The sequence below is a fragment of the Microbispora bryophytorum genome (assembly GCF_043197435.1).
GTDB classification, from domain to species: domain Bacteria; phylum Actinomycetota; class Actinomycetes; order Streptosporangiales; family Streptosporangiaceae; genus Microbispora; species Microbispora bryophytorum.
Map to the genome: position 1 here is coordinate 26,244 of NZ_JBICTF010000010.1, position 17,836 is coordinate 44,079.

At 71.1% G+C, this 17,836-nt stretch carries 15 protein-coding genes; 12 read left to right on the forward strand and 3 right to left on the reverse strand.

The window, feature by feature from the left end:
* Nucleotides 1–7: 7 nt before the first annotated feature.
* Nucleotides 8–808: a maleylpyruvate isomerase N-terminal domain-containing protein gene (locus ACGFIB_RS28985; protein WP_393376306.1), complete on the reverse strand. Its 801-nt coding sequence runs from the start codon at nucleotides 806–808 to the stop codon at nucleotides 8–10.
* Between the two features lie 271 nt (nucleotides 809–1,079).
* On the opposite strand from ACGFIB_RS28985, the gene uvrA reads away from it, so the two are divergent.
* From uvrA to ACGFIB_RS29040, 11 genes are all read left to right on the forward strand, one after another.
* Nucleotides 1,080–3,920 carry an excinuclease ABC subunit UvrA gene (gene uvrA / locus ACGFIB_RS28990; protein ID WP_393376307.1) on the forward strand — a complete coding sequence of 947 codons (2,841 nt, stop codon included), beginning with the start codon at nucleotides 1,080–1,082 and terminating at the stop codon, nucleotides 3,918–3,920.
* Nucleotides 3,921–4,085: 165 nt separating this feature from the next.
* On the forward strand, nucleotides 4,086–4,517 hold the full coding sequence (locus ACGFIB_RS28995; protein WP_191053002.1) for a Rieske (2Fe-2S) protein: 432 nt from the start codon (nucleotides 4,086–4,088) through the stop codon (nucleotides 4,515–4,517).
* A gap of 273 nt (nucleotides 4,518–4,790) precedes the next feature.
* Entirely contained in the window at nucleotides 4,791–6,887 is a 2,097-nt protein-coding gene (uvrC, locus tag ACGFIB_RS29000; RefSeq protein WP_357261771.1) for an excinuclease ABC subunit UvrC, read from the forward strand.
* Between the two features lie 241 nt (nucleotides 6,888–7,128).
* Nucleotides 7,129–7,998, forward strand: coding sequence for an RNase adapter RapZ (gene rapZ, locus ACGFIB_RS29005; protein WP_142572495.1), 870 nt, complete (start codon nucleotides 7,129–7,131; stop codon nucleotides 7,996–7,998).
* A gap of 219 nt (nucleotides 7,999–8,217) precedes the next feature.
* Nucleotides 8,218–9,177, forward strand: coding sequence for a gluconeogenesis factor YvcK family protein (locus tag ACGFIB_RS29010; protein WP_142572545.1), 960 nt, complete (start codon nucleotides 8,218–8,220; stop codon nucleotides 9,175–9,177).
* A 63-nt stretch (nucleotides 9,178–9,240) separates the two neighbouring features.
* A complete protein-coding gene (gene whiA, locus ACGFIB_RS29015) occupies nucleotides 9,241–10,221 on the forward strand; it encodes a DNA-binding protein WhiA (protein WP_142572494.1) in 981 nt (326 codons plus the stop codon).
* A 236-nt stretch (nucleotides 10,222–10,457) separates the two neighbouring features.
* Nucleotides 10,458–11,462 carry a type I glyceraldehyde-3-phosphate dehydrogenase gene (gene gap, locus ACGFIB_RS29020; RefSeq protein ID WP_142572493.1) on the forward strand — a complete coding sequence of 335 codons (1,005 nt, stop codon included), beginning with the start codon at nucleotides 10,458–10,460 and terminating at the stop codon, nucleotides 11,460–11,462.
* On the forward strand, nucleotides 11,462–12,649 hold the full coding sequence (locus ACGFIB_RS29025; protein WP_357248138.1) for a phosphoglycerate kinase: 1,188 nt from the start codon (nucleotides 11,462–11,464) through the stop codon (nucleotides 12,647–12,649). Before gap ends, ACGFIB_RS29025 begins: the two co-directional genes overlap by 1 nt.
* Nucleotides 12,650–13,429 (forward strand): triose-phosphate isomerase, encoded by a 780-nt coding sequence (gene tpiA, locus ACGFIB_RS29030; protein ID WP_142572491.1) that lies wholly within the window; start codon nucleotides 12,650–12,652, stop codon nucleotides 13,427–13,429.
* Between the two features lie 124 nt (nucleotides 13,430–13,553).
* Entirely contained in the window at nucleotides 13,554–13,784 is a 231-nt protein-coding gene (gene secG, locus ACGFIB_RS29035) for a preprotein translocase subunit SecG (protein WP_142572490.1), read from the forward strand.
* 75 nt (nucleotides 13,785–13,859) lie between these two features.
* Nucleotides 13,860–14,207, forward strand: coding sequence for an RNA polymerase-binding protein RbpA (locus tag ACGFIB_RS29040; protein WP_076441469.1), 348 nt, complete (start codon nucleotides 13,860–13,862; stop codon nucleotides 14,205–14,207).
* Between the two features lie 67 nt (nucleotides 14,208–14,274).
* Here ACGFIB_RS29040 and ACGFIB_RS29045 read toward each other — a convergent pair whose 3' ends face one another.
* The gene (locus ACGFIB_RS29045) at nucleotides 14,275–15,162 is read right to left on the reverse strand and encodes a LysR family transcriptional regulator (protein ID WP_393376309.1); all 888 of its coding nucleotides are present in this window, start codon (nucleotides 15,160–15,162) and stop codon (nucleotides 14,275–14,277) included.
* Between the two features lie 116 nt (nucleotides 15,163–15,278).
* Between ACGFIB_RS29045 and ACGFIB_RS29050 the strand changes: the two genes are divergently transcribed.
* Nucleotides 15,279–16,172 (forward strand): MBL fold metallo-hydrolase, encoded by an 894-nt coding sequence (locus ACGFIB_RS29050; protein ID WP_357248144.1) that lies wholly within the window; start codon nucleotides 15,279–15,281, stop codon nucleotides 16,170–16,172.
* 54 nt (nucleotides 16,173–16,226) lie between these two features.
* On the opposite strand, the gene ACGFIB_RS29055 is transcribed toward ACGFIB_RS29050, so the two are convergent.
* Entirely contained in the window at nucleotides 16,227–17,834 is a 1,608-nt protein-coding gene (locus ACGFIB_RS29055; RefSeq protein WP_393376311.1) for an amidohydrolase, read from the reverse strand.
* Nucleotides 17,835–17,836 lie beyond the last annotated feature (2 nt).

A 17,836-nucleotide genomic window follows, 5' to 3' on the forward strand; every position in this document is an offset into this window, starting at 1 on the left:
TTCCTCTCTAGTTGTCGGCGGGCGGCCAGGACGAGGGTGGTTCGGCGGGCAGCCCCGCCGGGGACGGCTTCGGCCAGGGCGGCGGGGACGGCAGTGTCCCGGCCTGCTGGAGGCGGCCCCGTGGGGAGGTGAGGCGCAGGCCCGCGCCGTCGGTCCTGCCCGCGAGCCAGGCGAGCAGCTCGCGCGGCGTGCCCTCCACGGCCGGGCCGTCGCTGAGGCCGGTCCACGTCCTCAGGACCCGGCCGGTGCCCGGGTCGAGGGCGACGACCTCGCCCACCGGGCACTCGTCGCCGAGCCAGAGCATCGTGTCGTACAGCTCTCGTCTCACGTACGTCTCGGGCCAGTCGGCCCATCCGTAGCCTGCCCCGAGGTCGGCGTGGTGCACCTCGACCTCCCTGAGCCGGCGGATCGGAACGTACCAGGCGGGGTGGTCGGGCGGGTTCATCCCCGAGACCGGCGCGGTCCATGCCTCGGCGGGCATCCGCCCGGCCGCCGCCGCGAACCGCTCCGCGCTGTCGCGCAGGTCGGCGAGCTGTTCGCCCGGCCGGCGGCCGGCGCCCGCCTCGATGCCGGCCTCGCGGGCCTGTGCCGACGCGTACTGCGGGGTGCGCACCCCCGTACGCGCCCAGGTCAGCAGGTTGACGTAGCTGTCGGCGTTGCGGGCGACGTGCGCGAGCACGTGTCCCCTCGTCCACCCGGGCAGCAGGGACGGCGCGCGGAGATCCTCGTCGGTGAGGCGGGCGGCGGTCGCGAGCAGGCGCTCGGTCGCCTCGGCCAGCTCCCGCTCGATCTCGTCGATGAAGGACATGGGAAGAATCATGGACCCTGAAGGCCCCGGCCGCCGTCCCCGTCACCCCGTGGGAAGAGGACGGTCCCCCCGGCGGTTGTATGAGCAGGGGTTTCGCGCGGATGCCGGGCGCGGGTTTGACGAAGCTCATACTCTGGTTCACGGAGCGTGTCCCACGATGCACGCGGGGCCGCCCTCTCCGGCCGCCGGACGATGCCCCCCGAAATTGTCGGTGGCTCTGGATAGCCTGCCCGTGCACCTCCATTCACCTCATCGACCTATCGGGACCACCGTGGCTGACCGCCTGATCGTGCGTGGCGCACGCGAACACAACCTCAAGGACGTCTCGCTCGACCTACCGCGAGACGCTCTGATCGTTTTCACCGGGCTCTCGGGCTCCGGCAAGTCCAGCCTGGCCTTCGACACGATCTTCGCCGAGGGACAGCGGCGATACGTGGAGTCCCTGTCCGCGTACGCCCGGCAGTTCCTGGGTCAGATGGACAAGCCCGACGTGGACTTCATCGAGGGCCTTTCCCCGGCCGTCTCCATCGACCAGAAGTCCACCAGCCGCAACCCCCGTTCGACCGTCGGCACGATCACCGAGGTCTACGACTACCTGCGTCTGCTCTGGGCGCGTATCGGCAAGCCGCACTGCCCGCAGTGCGGTCGCCCGATCGCCCGCCAGACACCGCAGCAGATCGTGGACCGTGTGCTCGAACTTGAGGAGGGCACCCGCTTCCAGGTGCTCGCCCCGATCATCCGCGGCCGCAAGGGCGAGTACGCCGAGCTGTTCCGCGAGCTGCAGACCAAGGGATACGCCCGCGCCCGGGTGGACGGCACGATCGTGCGGCTGGAGGAGCCGCCCACCCTCAAGAAGTACGAGAAGCACGACATCGAGGTGATCGTCGACCGGTTGTCGGTGAAGGAGAGCGCGCGGCGCAGGCTCACCGACTCGGTGGAGACCGCGCTGCAGCTGTCCGGCGGCACGATCACACTCGACTTCGTCGACCTTCCCGACGACGACCCCAACCGTGAGCGTTTCTACTCCGAGCACCTCTACTGCCCCTACGACGACCTGTCGTTCGAGGAGCTGGAGCCCCGGTCGTTCTCGTTCAACTCGCCCTTCGGCGCCTGCCCCGAGTGCACCGGCCTCGGCACCCGCATGGAGGTCGACCCCGACCTCCTCGTGCCCGACCCCGAGCGCACGCTGGGCGACGGCGCGATCAGCCCGTGGGCGAACGGCCACACCAGCGACTACTTCGTGCGGCTGCTGGAGGCGCTGGGCCATGCGCTCGGCTTCGACCTCGACACCCCGTGGGAGCGGCTGCCGAAGAAGGCGCAGAAGGCGATCCTGCACGGCCACGACGAGCAGGTCCACATCCGCTACAGCAACCGGTACGGCAGGCAGCGGTCCTACTACACCGAGTTCGAGGGTGTGATCCCCTGGGTCCAGCGCCGGCACGCCGAGTCGGAGAGCGACGCCAGCCGGGAGCGGTTCGAGGGCTTCATGCGCGAGGTGCCCTGCCCGGCCTGCAAGGGCCGCCGCCTCAAGCCGGTCTCGCTGGCCGTGACCGTCGGAGACGCCTCGATCGCCGAAATCTCGGGCATGTCGATCGCCGACTGCGCGAAGTTCCTGTCCGGCCTGCGGCTGTCCGAGCGGGACATGCACATCGCCGAGCGGGTGGTCAAGGAGATCAACGCCCGGCTGGGCTTCCTGCTCGACGTCGGCCTCGACTACCTCACGCTCGACCGCGCCGCCGGCACGCTGGCGGGCGGCGAGGCGCAGCGGATCCGGCTGGCCACCCAGATCGGCTCCGGCCTGGTCGGAGTGCTGTACGTGCTGGACGAGCCGTCGATCGGCCTGCACCAGCGCGACAACCAGCGCCTGCTGGAGACGCTGGTCCGGCTGCGCGACATGGGCAACACGCTGATCGTGGTCGAGCACGACGAGGACACGATCGCCGCCGCCGACTGGGTGGTCGACATCGGCCCCGGCGCGGGCGAGCACGGCGGCCAGGTCGTCGTGTCCGGCACCGTGCAGGACCTGCTCGCCAGCGAGGAGTCGCTGACCGGCGCGTACCTGTCGGGCCGCAAGGCGATCACCGCGCCGGAGGTCCGGCGCCCGCGGGACAAGAAGCGGCAGCTCGTCGTCAAGGGCGCCCGTGAGCACAACCTCAAGGGAGTGGACGTCGAGTTCCCGCTCGGCGTCTTCACGGCGGTCACCGGCGTTTCGGGGTCCGGCAAGTCGACGCTGGTCAACGACATCCTGTACGCCGCGCTGGCCAAGGAACTGAACGGCGCGAAGACCGTGCCAGGACGGCACTCCCGGGTCGTCGGCACCGACCTGGTGGACAAGGTCGTCCACGTCGACCAGTCGCCGATCGGCCGCACGCCGAGGTCCAACCCCGCGACGTACACGGGCGTCTTCGACCATGTGCGCAAGCTGTTCGCCGCCACGGCCGAGGCGAAGGTCCGCGGTTACCTGCAGGGCCGGTTCAGCTTCAACGTCAAGGGCGGGCGCTGCGAGGCGTGCTCCGGCGACGGCACCATCAAGATCGAGATGAACTTCCTCCCGGACGTCTACGTCCCCTGTGAGGTCTGCCACGGCGCCCGATACAACCGGGAGACGCTGGAGGTCCACTACAAGGGCAAGACGATCGCCGAGGTCCTCGACATGCCGATCGAGGAGGCGCTGGAGTTCTTCGAGGCGATCCCCGCCATCCGCCGTCACCTGCAGACCCTCAACGACGTCGGTCTCGGCTACGTACGGCTCGGCCAGCCCGCGACCACGCTGTCCGGCGGCGAGGCGCAGCGGGTGAAGCTCGCCTCCGAGCTGCAGCGGCGCTCGACCGGCCGCACCGTGTACGTGCTGGACGAGCCCACCACCGGCCTGCACTTCGAGGACATCAGGCGGCTTCTCGGCGTGCTCAACCGGCTCGTGGACGCAGGCAACACGGTGATCGTGATCGAGCACAACCTCGACGTCGTCAAGACCGCCGACTGGATCGTCGACATGGGGCCCGAGGGCGGGTCCGGAGGTGGCAGGGTCATCGCCACCGGCACGCCCGAGCAGGTCGCCCGGGTCGAGGAGAGCCACACCGGCGCGTTCCTGCGCAAGATCTTGGGTGTATGAGTATTCGTCTCATTATTTCTCCCTACTCTTCTGCTTCCGACCGCGTCACCCCCGACCGGCCACGGGGTGATGGCCGTACCTGAGGACACACAGGGTGACGCGTCGCGCAGGGGAAGGACCCGGGACCGTGGACGTCCTGGGCCGTCGCATCAGGGAAGGATGAGCATGACGGATACGACACGCCGGGCCGTGATCTTCAGCGCGGGAGGCGCCGGGCTGGCGGCGGCGCTGAGCGCGTGCGGCGCCTCCGGGGGGGACGACACGACGGCGTCGGCGGACCAGGGCGGCCAGTCCCAGGGGGCACAGGGCGGGGGCGAGCTCGCGAAGACCTCCGACATCCCCGAGGGTGGCGGCAAGGTCTTCAAGGATCAGGACGTCGTCGTCACGCAGCCGGCGGCCGGCGAGTTCAAGGCGTTCAGCGCGACCTGCACCCACCAGGGCTGCCCGGTCGGCAGCGTCTCGAACAACGAGATCGTCTGCCCGTGTCACGGCAGCAGGTTCAGTGCGAAGGACGGCTCCGTGGTCAACGGCCCGGCGGCCAGGCCACTGGCCGAGAAGAAGATCACGGTGAGCGGCGAGAGCATCACCCTCGCCTGACGGCGGCTGCCGGGTCCGGCGCCGGCTCGGGCTCGATGGCTGGTGGCCATGGCGGTGATGTCCACGGCCGCGGGCGGGCGAACCCCCGCGCCTGAGGGGTGACACGAGGCGCCGCCGCCCTACATCGTGTGCGAGCCGGCGCGATGGCGGGCGGCTCGCCCGGCGGCGAGGCGCTGGCGGTTCTCGCCGTCGCCGGGCCCGCCGGATCTGCCCGGTCCGCCGGGGACGGCGGGGACGGCGGGAATGTCGGCGGGGGCCAGTAGTCTTTTGAACGTGGCGGATCCGGCAACTTATCGACCGGCGCCCGGATCGATTCCCGAGTCGCCAGGCGTCTATCGCTTCCGCGACCCGGGCGGCCGGGTGATCTACGTGGGCAAGGCGAAGAGCCTGCGGCAGCGGCTCAACTCGTACTTCGCGGACTTCGCCGGTCTGCACCCGCGGACGCAGACCATGCTGACGACCGCGGCGTCCGTGGACTGGACGGTGGTCGGCACCGAGGTCGAGGCGCTCCAGCTCGAATACTCCTGGATCAAGGAGTTCGACCCCCGGTTCAACGTCAAGTACCGCGACGACAAGTCGTATCCGTACCTGGCCGTGACCATGGGGGAGGACTTCCCCCGGGTGCAGGTGATGCGGGGGGCCAAGCGGAAGGGCACGCGTTACTTCGGCCCCTACTCGCACGCCTGGGCCATCCGGGAGACCGTCGACCTGCTGCTGCGTGTCTTCCCCGTGCGGACGTGCTCGGCGGGGGTCTTCAGGCGGGCGGGCCAGATCGGGCGGCCCTGCCTGCTGGGATACATCGACAAGTGCTCGGCGCCCTGCGTCGGCCGGGTCACCCCCGAGGAGCATCGCGCCCTCGCCGAGGACTTCTGCGACTTCGTGGCCGGCAACACCGGCCGCTTCATCAAGCGGCTGGAGCGCGAGATGCGCGAGGCGGCGGCCGTGGAGGAGTACGAGCGGGCCGCGCGGCTGCGCGACGACGTCCAGGCGCTGCAACGCGCCCTTGAGAAGCAGACGGTCGTGCTCGGCGACGACACCGACTGCGACGTGATCGCCCTCGCCGAGGACCCGCTCGAGGCGGCGGTCCAGGTCTTCTACGTGCGCGGCGGCAGGATCCGCGGGCAGCGCGGCTGGGTGGTCGACAAGGTCGAGGAGGCCGGCCCCGGCGAGCTGGTGGAGCAGTTCCTGCTCCAGATGTACGGCGAGGCGACGATTCCCCGCGAGATCCTCGTGCCGGCGCGGCCCCCGGACGAGGCGGCGCTGATCGAGCTGCTGAGCGAGCAGCGGGGTTCCCGCGTCGACCTGCGCGTTCCCCAGCGCGGCGACAAGAAGAGCCTCATGGAGACCGTGGAGCGCAACGCGAAGGAGTCGCTCGCCCAGCACAAGCTGCGCCGCGCGAGCGACCTGACCACTCGCAGCCGCGCCCTGCAGGAGATCGCGGACGCTCTCGACCTGGACCAGGCGCCGCTGCGGATCGAGTGCTACGACGTGTCGCACATCCAGGGCGAGAACGTCGTGGCCTCGATGGTGGTCTTCGAGGACGGCCTGGCCCGCAAGAGCGAGTACCGCCGCTTCTCCATCAGGACCGGGGAAGGCGACGTCGCCTCGATATACGAGGTCATCTGCCGGCGGTTCAAGCGCTACCTGGAAGAGCGGGCGGCGACGGGCGAGCTGGACGCGGGGACGGAGGACGCGGCGGCGCACGGCGAGGCGGCTCCCGACGGGACGGCGAACGGCGGGGCAGGGCGCGATGCGGCGGCGAACGGCGAGGCGGCTCCCGACGGGACGGTGAACGACGGGACTGTGAACGGCGGGGCGGTGCACGACGAGGACGGGTACGGCGCGGCCGAGCGCGGCGGCGCCGGGACGCCGATCGACCCGGAGACCGGCCGTCCCCGCAAGTTCGCCTACCCGCCCAACCTCGTGGTGGTGGACGGCGGCCCTGCTCAGGCGGCGGCGGCCCAGCGCGCCCTGGACGAGCTCGGGATCGACGACATCGCGGTGTGCGGGCTGGCCAAGCGGCTGGAGGAGGTCTGGCTGCCCGGCGACGACCAGCCGGTGATCCTGCCGCGCAGCAGCGAGGGCCTCTATCTGTTACAGCGCGTCCGCGATGAAGCACACAGGTTCGCTATCACCTACCATCGGACGAAGAGGTCGAAATCGCTTAAAGAGAGCGCGCTCGACCACGTGCCGGGTCTGGGCCCGGCACGCCGTCAGGCCCTGCTGCGCCACTTCGGCTCGGTGAAGCGGCTGCGGGAGGCAAGCGCGGAGGAGATCCGTGAGGTCCCCGGCATCGGCCGTGCGACCGCCGAGGCCATCGTCGCGGCGCTCCGCGGTGAGAGCCCGTCCCCGGCGGAGCAGGGGTCGTGAGGTGCTCGCGCGAGCACCTCGGCGTGTCCCGTCCCGGGGAGGACTTCGGGGAGGGCGCCGCCGGAGCCGCGCGGCGTGGCGGTGGCGCGATCAGGTGAAGAGGTGTCATGCTCCGGCACCAGATGGTCCCTCCCGCGTGGAGCGGGCCCCGTCCCGGCGGGCGGGGCGGCCACCCCGGCATGGGGGTGGACGGGGCTGACGTTGGGCGGGCTGACATGGGCGGCAAGGCGGTGAGCGGGCGATGAGCACGACTGAGCCGGCATTCGTGGTGATCACCGGAATGTCGGGGGCGGGGCGCAGCACCGCCGCGAAGGCTCTGGAGGACCTCGGCTGGTTCGTGATCGACAATCTGCCGCCGGGGCTGCTGTCCTCGCTCGCCGAGGAGGCGGGCCGGGTGAACATGGCGACCGACCGCGTCGCCGCGGTCGTCGACGTGCGCAGCCTCGCCTTCACCACCGACCTGAACGCGGCGATCGAGGAACTCGTCGGGCGCGGCGTCGGCGTCCGGGTGATGTTCCTGGAGGCGAGCGACGAGGAACTGGTCCGCAGGTTCGAGAACGTCCGGCGTCCCCACCCCCTCCAGGGTGACGGGCGGCTCGTCGACGGGATCGACCGCGAGCGCGGCATCCTGCGCGAGGTCCGCGCCAACGCCGACCTCGTCGTCGACACGTCCCTGCTGAACGTCCACGAGCTCCGCAAGAAGATCGTGTCGTTCTTCGGCGGCGAGGACCGCCCGGGGCTGAAGGTGAACGTGGTGTCCTTCGGCTACAAGTACGGCCTGCCGGTCGACGCCGACCTCGTCGTGGACTGCCGGTTCCTGCCCAACCCCCACTGGGTGCCGGAACTGCGGCCCATGAACGGGCTCGACGCCCCCGTGCGCGACTACGTGCTCGGCCAGCCCGGGGCCAAGGAGTTCCTCGACGGCTACGAGGAGGTCTTCGGCATCGTGGCCGCCGGATACGCGCGCGAGGGCAAGGGCTACGCCACCCTCGCCGTGGGCTGCACCGGAGGCAAGCACCGCAGTGTCGCGATGGCCGAGCAGCTCGGCGCCCGCCTGCGCGAGCGCGGCATGGACGTCCAGGTCAGCCACCGGGACACGGGCCGAGAGTGACGGCCCCCGCCCGGTCCGCGGGCGGGTCCGCGGGCGGTATCCCGTACGGCCGGCCCCGGCGGGCCCCGGGGCCGGGCCGATCGGCACGACATGAGCGCCACGGCTCCGCAGGGCGGTGCTCGTGGCGAGGCGAGGAGGACGATGAAGGACCCCGCCCCGGAAAGACCCGCGGACCCCTCCGCCCCCGATCCCCTGAAGTCCCCCACCCCCGGCAGCCCGATGCTTTCCCCGCGCCCCGCCGCCCCCGCGAGCGGTCCCAAGGTCGTCGCGCTCGGCGGCGGCCACGGCCTGTACGCCTCCCTGTCGGCCCTCAGGACCGTCACGGACGATCTGACGGCCGTGGTGACGGTCGCCGACGACGGCGGCTCCAGTGGGCGTCTCAGGCGCGAGCTGGGGGTTCTGCCGCCCGGTGACCTGCGGATGGCGCTCGCGGCCCTGTGCGGCGACGACGAGTGGGGCCAGACCTGGAGCGAAGTCGTCCAGCACCGTTTCAGAAGCGAGGGCGATCTGCACGGCCACGCCGTCGGCAACCTCCTCATCGTCGCGCTCTGGGAGCTGCTGGAGGACCCCGTCGTGGGCCTGGAATGGGTGGGCCGGCTACTCGGCGCGCACGGCCGGGTGCTCCCCATGGCCTCCGTGCCGCTCGACATCCAGGCGGAGGTCGAGCTGGACGGGACGGTCACGACGGTGCGCGGGCAGGTCGCCTGCGCGCTGACGCCGGGGCGGGTGCGCTCCATCTCGCTGGTGCCGTCCGATCCGCCCGCCTGCCCCCAGGCGATTGAGGCGATCGAGGCGGCCGACTGGGTGGTGTTCGGGCCGGGCTCCTGGTTCACCAGCGTGCTGCCGCACCTGAAGGTGCCCGGACTCGCGCGGGCGCTGCACGAGACGAGCGCCAGGCGGCTGGTGATCCTCAACCTCGCGCCGCAGGCGGGGGAGACCGACGGCTTCTCGCCCGAACGGCACCTGGAGGTGCTCAGGGAGCACGCCCCCGCGCTGGTCGTCGACGCGGTGATCGCCGACGGCGGTGTGGTCGCCGACCCGAAGGCGCTGGAGAAGGCGGCCTGGTCGATGGGCGGCCGGGTCGTTTTGGCCGATGTGGCCGCCCCTGACGGATCTGTGCGGCACGACGGACCACGTCTTGCCACTGTCCTGGATGAGATTTTCCGTGAGAAGCGGTGATTGCGTGCTCGCCTGGTGCGAGAGACTGACGGGCAGAGTCTGTCTGGGGGAGGACACGAGCTGATGGCCATGACGGGTGTGGTGAAAGACGAGCTGAGCCGCCTTCCGGTGCTCAAGCCCTGCTGCCGAAAGGCGGAGGTCTCGACGCTGCTGCGGTTCGCCAGCGGGCTGCACCTGGTGGGCGGGCGCATCGTGATCGAGGCCGAGCTCGACACCAACGCCACCGCCCGCAGGCTGATCAAGGACATCGGCGAGGTGTTCGGCCACAAGGCCGAGGTGCTGGTCCTGGCCCCCGCCGGGCTGCGCAAGGGCTCGCGCTACGTCGTGCGCGTCTACAAGGACGGCGAGGCGCTGGCCCGGCAGACCGGCCTGATCGACAACCACGGGCGTCCCGTGCGCGGGCTGCCCCGGCAGGTCGTCTCCGGGGCCACCTGCGACGCCGAGGCGGCCTGGCGGGGCGCGTTCCTCGCGCACGGCTCGCTGACCGAGCCCGGCCGGTCGATGTCGCTGGAGGTGACCTGCCCCGGTCCGGAGGCGGCGCTGGCCCTGGTCGGCTCGGCCCGGCGGCTCAAGATCCACGCCAAGGCCCGCGAGGTGCGCGGCGTCGACCGCGTGGTCGTGCGCGACGGCGACGCGATCAGCGCGCTGCTGACCCGGCTCGGCGCCCACGACAGCGTGCTGGCCTGGGAGGAGCGGCGGATGCGCCGCGAGGTGCGGGCCACCGCCAACCGCCTGGCCAACTTCGACGACGCCAACCTCCGCAGGTCGGCCAGGGCGGCCGTCGCCGCGGGCGCGCGGGTGCAGCGGGCGCTGGAGATCCTCGGCGACGACGCTCCCGAGCACCTGGTGATCGCCGGTCGGCTGCGGGTCGAGCACAAGCAGGCGTCCTTGGAGGAGCTCGGCCAGATCTCCGACCCGCCGCTGACCAAGGACGCCATCGCCGGGCGCATCCGGCGGCTGCTCGCGATGGCCGACAAGCGCGCCCAGGATCTCGGCATCGCCAACACCGAGGCCAACCTCACCGCGGACATGCTCGTGCAGTAGCGCCGCCACCGCGGTTCCGTCGCGATCCCGTCCCGGGGGCGAGGGCGCGGTGGAACGGTGCGACGGGGGCGTCGTCGTGCGGGAAGGGCCCGCTCACCGGCTCGGCCGGGCTGACACGCCGTCAAAGCGCGGCCCGGTGGTCTACACCAATTTGGGTCCGATAAGGTCTGTCATTGAGGTTTAACACAGCCCTGGCGCCGGTACTCCGGCGCACGACGTACGAGGAGATCGGATCCGTGAGCATCCGCGTAGGCGTCAACGGCTTCGGCCGTATCGGCCGTAACTTCTGGCGCGCTGTGGCGGCCAGCGGCAAGGACATCGAGGTCGTCGCCGTCAACGACCTCACCGACAACGCCACGCTGGCCCACCTGCTGAAGTACGACAGCATCCTGGGCCGCCTGCCGTACGAGGTGAAGGCCTCTGCGGACGAGATCACCGTTGACGGCAAGGCGATCAAGGCGTTCGCCGAGCGCGACCCCGCCAAGCTGCCCTGGGGCGACCTCGGCGTGGACGTCGTCGTCGAGTCGACCGGCCTGTTCACCGACGCCACCAAGGCCAAGGTGCACGCCGACAACGGCGCGAAGAAGGTCATCATCTCCGCGCCGGCGAAGAACGAAGACGTGACGATCGTCATGGGCGTGAACCACGAGAAGTACGACCCCGCCGCTCACACGATCATCTCCAACGCCTCCTGCACCACCAACTGCCTGGCCCCGATGGCCAAGGTCATCAACGACACCTTCGGTATCGAGAAGGGCCTGATGACCACCATCCACGCCTACACGCAGGACCAGAACCTGCAGGACGGCCCGCACAAGGACCTGCGCCGCGCCCGCGCCGCCGCGCTGAACATCGTCCCGACCTCCACCGGCGCCGCCAAGGCGATCGGCCTGGTCCTGCCGGAGCTGAAGGGCAAGCTCGACGGCTACGCGCTGCGTGTGCCGATCCCGACGGGCTCGGCCACCGACCTCACGGTCGAGGTCGGCCGCGAGACCACCGTCGAGGAGGTCAACGCCGCGCTCAAGGCCGCCGCCGAGGGCTACCTCAAGGGCTACCTCAGCTACACCGAGGACGAGATCGTCTCCAGCGACATCGTCACCGACCCGTCGTCCTGCATCTTCGACGCCGGCCTGACCAAGGTCATCGGCAACCAGGTGAAGGTCGTCGGCTGGTACGACAACGAGTGGGGCTACTCCAACCGCCTCGTGGACCTCATCGAGTACGTGGGCGCCTCCCTCTGATGATCGGAATCGACGAGCTCGACGTGAAGGGCCGGCGCGTGTTCGTGCGCGCCGACCTCAACGTCCCCCTCGACGGGGAGACGATCACCGACGACGGTCGCATCCGGGCGTCGGTGCCGACGATCAGGAAGCTGATCGAGCGCGGCGCGAAGGTCGTCGTCGCGGCCCACCTCGGCCGTCCCAAGGGCTCCGTCACGCCGAAGTACTCGCTCGCCCCGGTCTCCCGGCGGCTGGCCGAGCTGCTCGGCGAGGACGTGGCCTTCGCCACCGACGTGGTCGGCGAGTCCGCGCAGAGCGTGGTGGCGGGCCTGCAGGACGGGCAGGTCGCCCTCCTGGAGAACCTGCGCTTCGAGCCCGGCGAGGAGTCCAAGGACGACGCGGTCAGGGGCGAGTTCGCCGGTAAGCTGGCCGACCTCGCCGAGCTCTACGTCGGCGACGGCTTCGGCGCGGTGCACCGCAAGCACGCCAGCGTCTACGACCTGCCCAAGCGGCTGCCGCACGCGGCGGGCGACCTGGTCCTCGCCGAGGTCGAGGTGCTGCGCAAGCTCACCGAGGACCCGGCCAGGCCGTACGTCGTCGTGCTGGGCGGCGCGAAGGTCTCCGACAAGCTCGGCGTGATCGCGAACCTGCTGTCCAAGGTGGACCGCCTGCTTATCGGCGGCGGCATGGCCTACACGTTCCTGAAGTCGCAGGGCTACGAAGTGGGCAAGTCGCTGCTGCAGGAGGACCAGATCGACCAGGTCAGGGGCTTCCTCGACGAGGCGGCCTCCCGCGGGGTCGAGCTGGTGCTGCCGGTGGACGTGCTGGCCGCCACGGAGTTCGGCGCCGACGCGCCGCACGAGGTCGTGGACGCCACCGCGATCCCGGCCGACCGCGAGGGCCTCGACATCGGCCCCCGCACCCGGGAGCTGTTCGCCTCGAAGCTGGCCGACGCCCAGACCGTGTTCTGGAACGGCCCGATGGGCGTGTTCGAGTTCGACGCGTTCTCCGGCGGCACCCGCGCGGTGGCCGAGGCGCTCGTCAACTCCAAGGCGTTCACCGTGGTCGGCGGCGGCGACTCGGCCGCGGCCGTGCGCAGGCTCGGCCTGCCCGAGGACGGCTTCTCGCATATTTCCACCGGTGGCGGCGCGAGCCTCGAGTACCTCGAAGGCAAGACGCTGCCCGGACTCGCGGCGCTGGAGGAGTAGATGGCTCGCAAGCCGCTGTTCGCCGGCAACTGGAAGATGAACCTCAACCACCTTGAGGCCATCAACCTGGTGCAGAAGCTGGCGTTCACGTTGACCGACCGCGACTACGACAAGGCGGACGTCGCGGTCATGCCGCCGTTCACCGACCTGCGCAGCGTGCAGACGCTCGTGGACGCCGACAAGCTCCGCATCACCTACGGCGCCCAGGACCTGTCCGCGCAGGACTCCGGGGCGTACACCGGGGAGATCTGCGGGAGCATGCTGAGCAAGCTCGGCTGCACGTACGTGCTGGTGGGGCACTCGGAGCGGCGGGAGTACCACGGCGAGGCCGAGATGCTGTGCAACGCCAAGGTCAAGGCCGCCTACCGGCACTCGCTGACGCCCATCCTGTGCGTGGGCGAGGGGCTGCCGGTGCGCCAGGAGGGCCGCCACGTCGAGCACACGCTGGCGCAGCTCGACGGCGCGCTGGAGGGCGTGACCGCCGAGCAGGTGAAGTCCATCGTGATCGCGTACGAGCCGGTCTGGGCGATCGGCACCGGCGAGGTCGCCACGCCGAAGGACGCCCAGGAGGTGTGCGGCGCAATCAGGACGCGACTCGCCGAGCTCTACGGTGACGATGTAGCCTCCGTTGTCCGTATCCTTTACGGTGGCTCGGTGAAGTCGGGCAACGTCGCCGGCATCATGGCGGAGGCCGACATCGACGGCGCCCTCGTGGGAGGGGCCAGCCTCGACGCGGGAGAGTTCGCCAAGATCTGCCGACTCGGCGAGACCGCCGGCTAGCTGAGCCGTTTGGGGGGTACGACTTGACATGACGTCGTACCCTCAAAGAACACAATTGAATCGTCACGCCGATGGCATCGTGCACAACCCGTCGTGCACGCCCGGACATAGGAACAGGTCTACGGTGACAATCGGAATCTCCATCGCCCTCATCCTGTCGAGCGCTCTGATGGTGCTGCTCGTCCTGCTCCACAAGGGCAAGGGCGGCGGCCTGTCCGACCTGTTCGGCGGCGGGTTCACGTCTTCTTTCGGCGGTTCGTCGGTGGTGGAGCGTAACCTGGACCGTCTCACCGTCATCACCGGCGTCGTCTGGTTCGTCTGCATCATCGCGCTGGGCCTGCTGCTCAAGCCGTAGCGGACGGCCTCCGGCCACGCGTGGCAGAGATTCACCTCCCCCCGTCCGCGGGGCGATCGAGCAAGGAGTTCATCGGTGGGTAGTGGCAACGCGATCCGTGGTAGCCGAGTCGGCGCCGGCCCCATGGGAGAGGCCGAACGCGGCGAGGCCGCCCCCCGTGTGCGGGTCTCGTTCTGGTGCGCGAACATGCACGAGACGCGCCCGAGCTTCGCCAGTGACGCGGCCGTCCCCGAGTTCTGGGACTGCCCGCGGTGTGGGCTGCCGGCCGGGCAGGACCAGTCGAGCCCGCCTGCTCCGCCGAAGAACGAGCCGTACAAGACGCACCTCGCATACGTGAAGGAGCGCCGTAGCGACAAGGACGGCGCGCAGATTCTCGCCGAGGCGCTGGAGCGGCTGCGCTCCTCCTCCCGCCCGATCTACTGATCCGGACTCCCGGTTCATCGATCCGGACAACCGTGCAGGCCCTTTCCGCTCAGGCGGGGAGGGCCTTTCACGTATCCGCATGCCCCCGCTCGGCGGCGCGGTAAACGCTCGTGGCGATGTGGGCGAACGAGCGGATCAGCGGGCCGGCGTCGGCGCTGTTCCAGGCCAAAACGAGGCGGCTGGGCGGCATGTCCGCCAGCGGCACCGACGCGAGCCCCTCGGGGAGCGGATGGGATGCCGGCGCGAGCCCGACCGTGCCGTTCCACAGAACCGCCTGCAGGCACTCGTGGACCGTGCGCACCACCGGGCCGTCCCTGAGCTCGCCGCCCGGTGTGGTGGCGTTCCAGTAGGCGCGCCAGACGGGATCGGTGCCGTCGGGCAGCCGGAACCACGGGCGGCCGGCGAGATCGCTCAGCCGCAGGGTCTCGCGACAGGCGAGCGGATCGTCGGCACGCAGGACCACGCCCATGGGGTCGGAGCGCAGCAGGCGGGTGGTGATCCCGGCGTCGTCGAACGGCTCCCTGGTGATGGCGACGTCGACGAGTCCGGCGCGAAGGCCCGTGGTCGGGTCGGTGAAGTCGGCTTCGCGGACGCGTACCTGGACTCCCGGGTGACGCCGGCGGAAGGCCGCGGCGAGCCGGGCCCCGGCCTGCTCGGCGCTGTCCGCGAGAGTGCCGATGGTCAGGGTGGCGGCGCCGGCCGCGGCGGCGACCCGGGCGCGCACCCGCTCGGCCTGCTCCAGCAGCGCGCGTGCCTCTTCGTAGAGCGCGGCCCCGGCGGGGGTCGGCGTGACGCCGGTGGGCGATCGGTGCAGCAGGAGAGTGCCGAGATCGGCCTCCAGCTGCCGGACGGCGCGGCTCAGCGGCGGCTGGGTCATGTGCAGGCGCGCGGCGGCCCGCCCGAAGTGGCGCTCCTCGGCGACCGCCACGAAGTAGCGCAGCGAGCGTAGGTCCATCACCGGCGACGATACCGGGACGGTATCGGGCGTGCGCAACCGGTGTTGGACGCGGCACAGCATCCGGTAATGGACTGGAGCGGCCAGATTGCCAGGCTCTCCGGAAAGTGGATGTCATGTCGAAATTCGTGCTGCCCGAGCCCGTCGTGCGGATCGAGGACGTGCGGGAGCTCGCCCGCGACCTGCTGGTGATCCCCAATCGCCGGGTGCCGCTGGTGCCCAACATCGGCGTCGTCGGCGGCGCCCATTCCGTGCTGGTCGTCGAGACCGGCATGGGCCCGCGGAACGCCGAGGCCGTCCTCGCGTTCGCGGCGGAGTACGCGGCAGGTCGCAGGCTCTATCTGACCACGACGCATTTCCACCCGGAGCATGCGTTCGGGGCGCAGGTGTTCGCCGGGAAGGCGACATTCCTGGTCAACCGGGCGCAGGCCGAGGACTTGGCCGCGAAGGGCGCCGCCTACCTCGAAATGTTCCGGGGGCTCGGCGAGCCGGTCGCCCGGCAGCTGGAGGGCGTCGAGATCGCCAGTCCGGACGTCGTCTACGACGACGCGTACGACCTCGACCTGGGAGGGCGGGTGGTGCGGCTGCGGGCCGCCGGCCGGGCGCACAGCAGGGGCGACCAGGTGATCACGGTCCCCGACGCCGGGGTGATGTTCACCGGCGATCTCGTGGAGGCTGGGCAGTTCGCCATCTTCCCGTGGTTCCCGCCGTACGACACCGACGTCTCCGGCATCCGCTGGATCAGCGTGATGAGGCGGCTGGCCGACGCGTCGCCGCAGGTCGTGGTGCCCGGTCACGGCGACGTCGGCGGCCCGCAGCTGCTCGCCGACGTCCGCGACTACCTCGAGCTGCTGCGCGACGAGACCTGGGCGCGCCGGGACTCGGCCGTGAGCGAGCAGACGATCGTCGAGGAGGTCAGGGCGCTCATGATCGAGCGGCACCCGGAGTGGGCCGGCCGGGAATGGATCGATAAGGGCGTCGGCTGCCTGTGCGCCGAGCACCCCGTATGAGCGCGCGGGCCGTCGGCGTCACCCCCTGCGTCCGGCCGCGGGCGCCGGCAACGGTCATCCGCCGTGCACGGGCTCGCCGTCGAGGAACGTCATGACGACTCCGGTCGTCCAGATGTCCTTCGGATCGAGGGCGAAGGGGTCGCGGTCGAGCACGACGAGGTCGGCCGGGCGGCCCTCCTCGATCACCCCGGCGGGGGAGCGGTTGATCCAGGCCGAGCCCTCGGTGTAGGCCGTCATGATGGCACGCAGGTCGAGGCTCTGCTCCGGCAGGAACGGGGTCTGGGCCGTGGGGTACGTCGCGTGGACGGAGCTGCCCGGCTCGGTGCGGTTGACCGCCACGTGCATGGCCTCCAGTGGGTTGGCCGAGGAGACCGGCCAGTCCGAGCCGCCGGCGAAGCGGGTGCCGTGCCGCAGGAGGTCGGCGAAGGGATACTGCCAGGAGGTGCGCTCCTCGCCGAGGTAGGGGATGCACAGCTCGTCCATCTGCAGGTGGTGGGTGGCCCACAGCGCCTGCAGGTTGGCCGTCACACCGAGCTCGGCGAAGCGCGGCACGTCCTGCGGCGTGATGATCTGGACGTGCGCGATGTGGTGCCGGTTGGCGGGGTCGGTGCCGGTGAGCGCGTCGAGCGCCTCGCGCACGGCACGCTCCCCGATCGCGTGGAAGTGCACCTGGAAGCCCAGGGCGTCGAGCTCCTTGACGTACCCGCCGAGCAGCGCGGGGTCGATGTACGACAGGCCGGTGCCGCCGCAGCGGCAGTAGGGCTCGATGACGGCGGCGGTGAAGTTCTCCGGGATGCCGTCCTGCATGATCTTGACCGAGTTCGCCCGGAACCGGTCCAGGCCCTCGGTCGCCGCGCGCCGCTCGATCAGGCTCGGAATCTGCTCCGCCCCCTGCGCGCGGTCCCACCACAGGGCGCCGACCACGCGCGCCTTCAGCCGCCCGGAGGCGGCCGTGCGGACATAGGCGGGCAGCGGGTCGTCCGACCCGGCGTACGACCCGACGATGGCGTCCTGCCAGCCGGTGATGCCCAACGAGAACAGGTGGGCCTGTGCGTCCATCAGGGCGGCGTCGACGTCGGCCGGGGTCGGGCGCGTGGTGAGCAGGCCGACGAGGTCCATGGCGCCCTCGTGCAGCACGCCGCTCGGCGTGCCGTCCGGGTCGCGCTCGATGCGGCCGTCCGCGGGGTCGGGGGTGTCCTTCGTGATGCCGGCGAGCTCCAGAGCCCGCGTGTTGACCCAGGCGGCGTGGTGGTCGCGCTGCACGAAGTACGCCGGGCGGTCGAGGAAGTCGAGCTGGGAGCGGTGGGGGAGGCCGCCGGGGAAGGCCGACATGTCCCAGCCGCCGCCGTCGATCCACGCCTTGTCCGGATTGCTCACGGCGTAGCCGCCGATCTCCGCCGTGTAAGCGTCGAGCCCGTACACCTCGGCCAGGTCGCACTTGGCCCGCTCCAGCCCGGCCTGCACGGGGTGGATGTGGGCGTCGGTGAATCCCGGGGTCAGCAGGCCGCCGCCGAGGTCCACCGGCTCGGCGTCCCGCGCCAGCCGTACGAGGTCGGACTCGGCGCCGACGGCGGCGATGACGCCGTCACGGACGAGCACCGCCTCGGCGAACCCGCCGGGGACGAAGACGCGGCCGCCGCGGAACAGGAGGGAGGAACTCACAA

Excerpts from the sequence above, each read along its gene's own strand:
- ACGFIB_RS28985 (WP_393376306.1), bottom strand. The coding sequence starts at position 808 with ATGTCCTTCATCGACGAGATCGAGCGGGAGCTGGCCGAGGCGACCGAG.
- ACGFIB_RS28995 (WP_191053002.1), top strand. The coding sequence starts at position 4,086 with ATGACGGATACGACACGCCGGGCCGTGATCTTCAGCGCGGGAGGCGCC.
- rapZ (WP_142572495.1), top strand. The coding sequence starts at position 7,129 with ATGAGCACGACTGAGCCGGCATTCGTGGTGATCACCGGAATGTCGGGG.
- ACGFIB_RS29010 (WP_142572545.1), top strand. The coding sequence starts at position 8,218 with ATGCTTTCCCCGCGCCCCGCCGCCCCCGCGAGCGGTCCCAAGGTCGTC.
- whiA (WP_142572494.1), top strand. The coding sequence starts at position 9,241 with ATGGCCATGACGGGTGTGGTGAAAGACGAGCTGAGCCGCCTTCCGGTG.
- ACGFIB_RS29025 (WP_357248138.1), top strand. The coding sequence starts at position 11,462 with ATGATCGGAATCGACGAGCTCGACGTGAAGGGCCGGCGCGTGTTCGTG.
- tpiA (WP_142572491.1), top strand. The coding sequence starts at position 12,650 with ATGGCTCGCAAGCCGCTGTTCGCCGGCAACTGGAAGATGAACCTCAAC.
- ACGFIB_RS29045 (WP_393376309.1), bottom strand. The coding sequence starts at position 15,162 with ATGGACCTACGCTCGCTGCGCTACTTCGTGGCGGTCGCCGAGGAGCGC.
- ACGFIB_RS29050 (WP_357248144.1), top strand. The coding sequence starts at position 15,279 with ATGTCGAAATTCGTGCTGCCCGAGCCCGTCGTGCGGATCGAGGACGTG.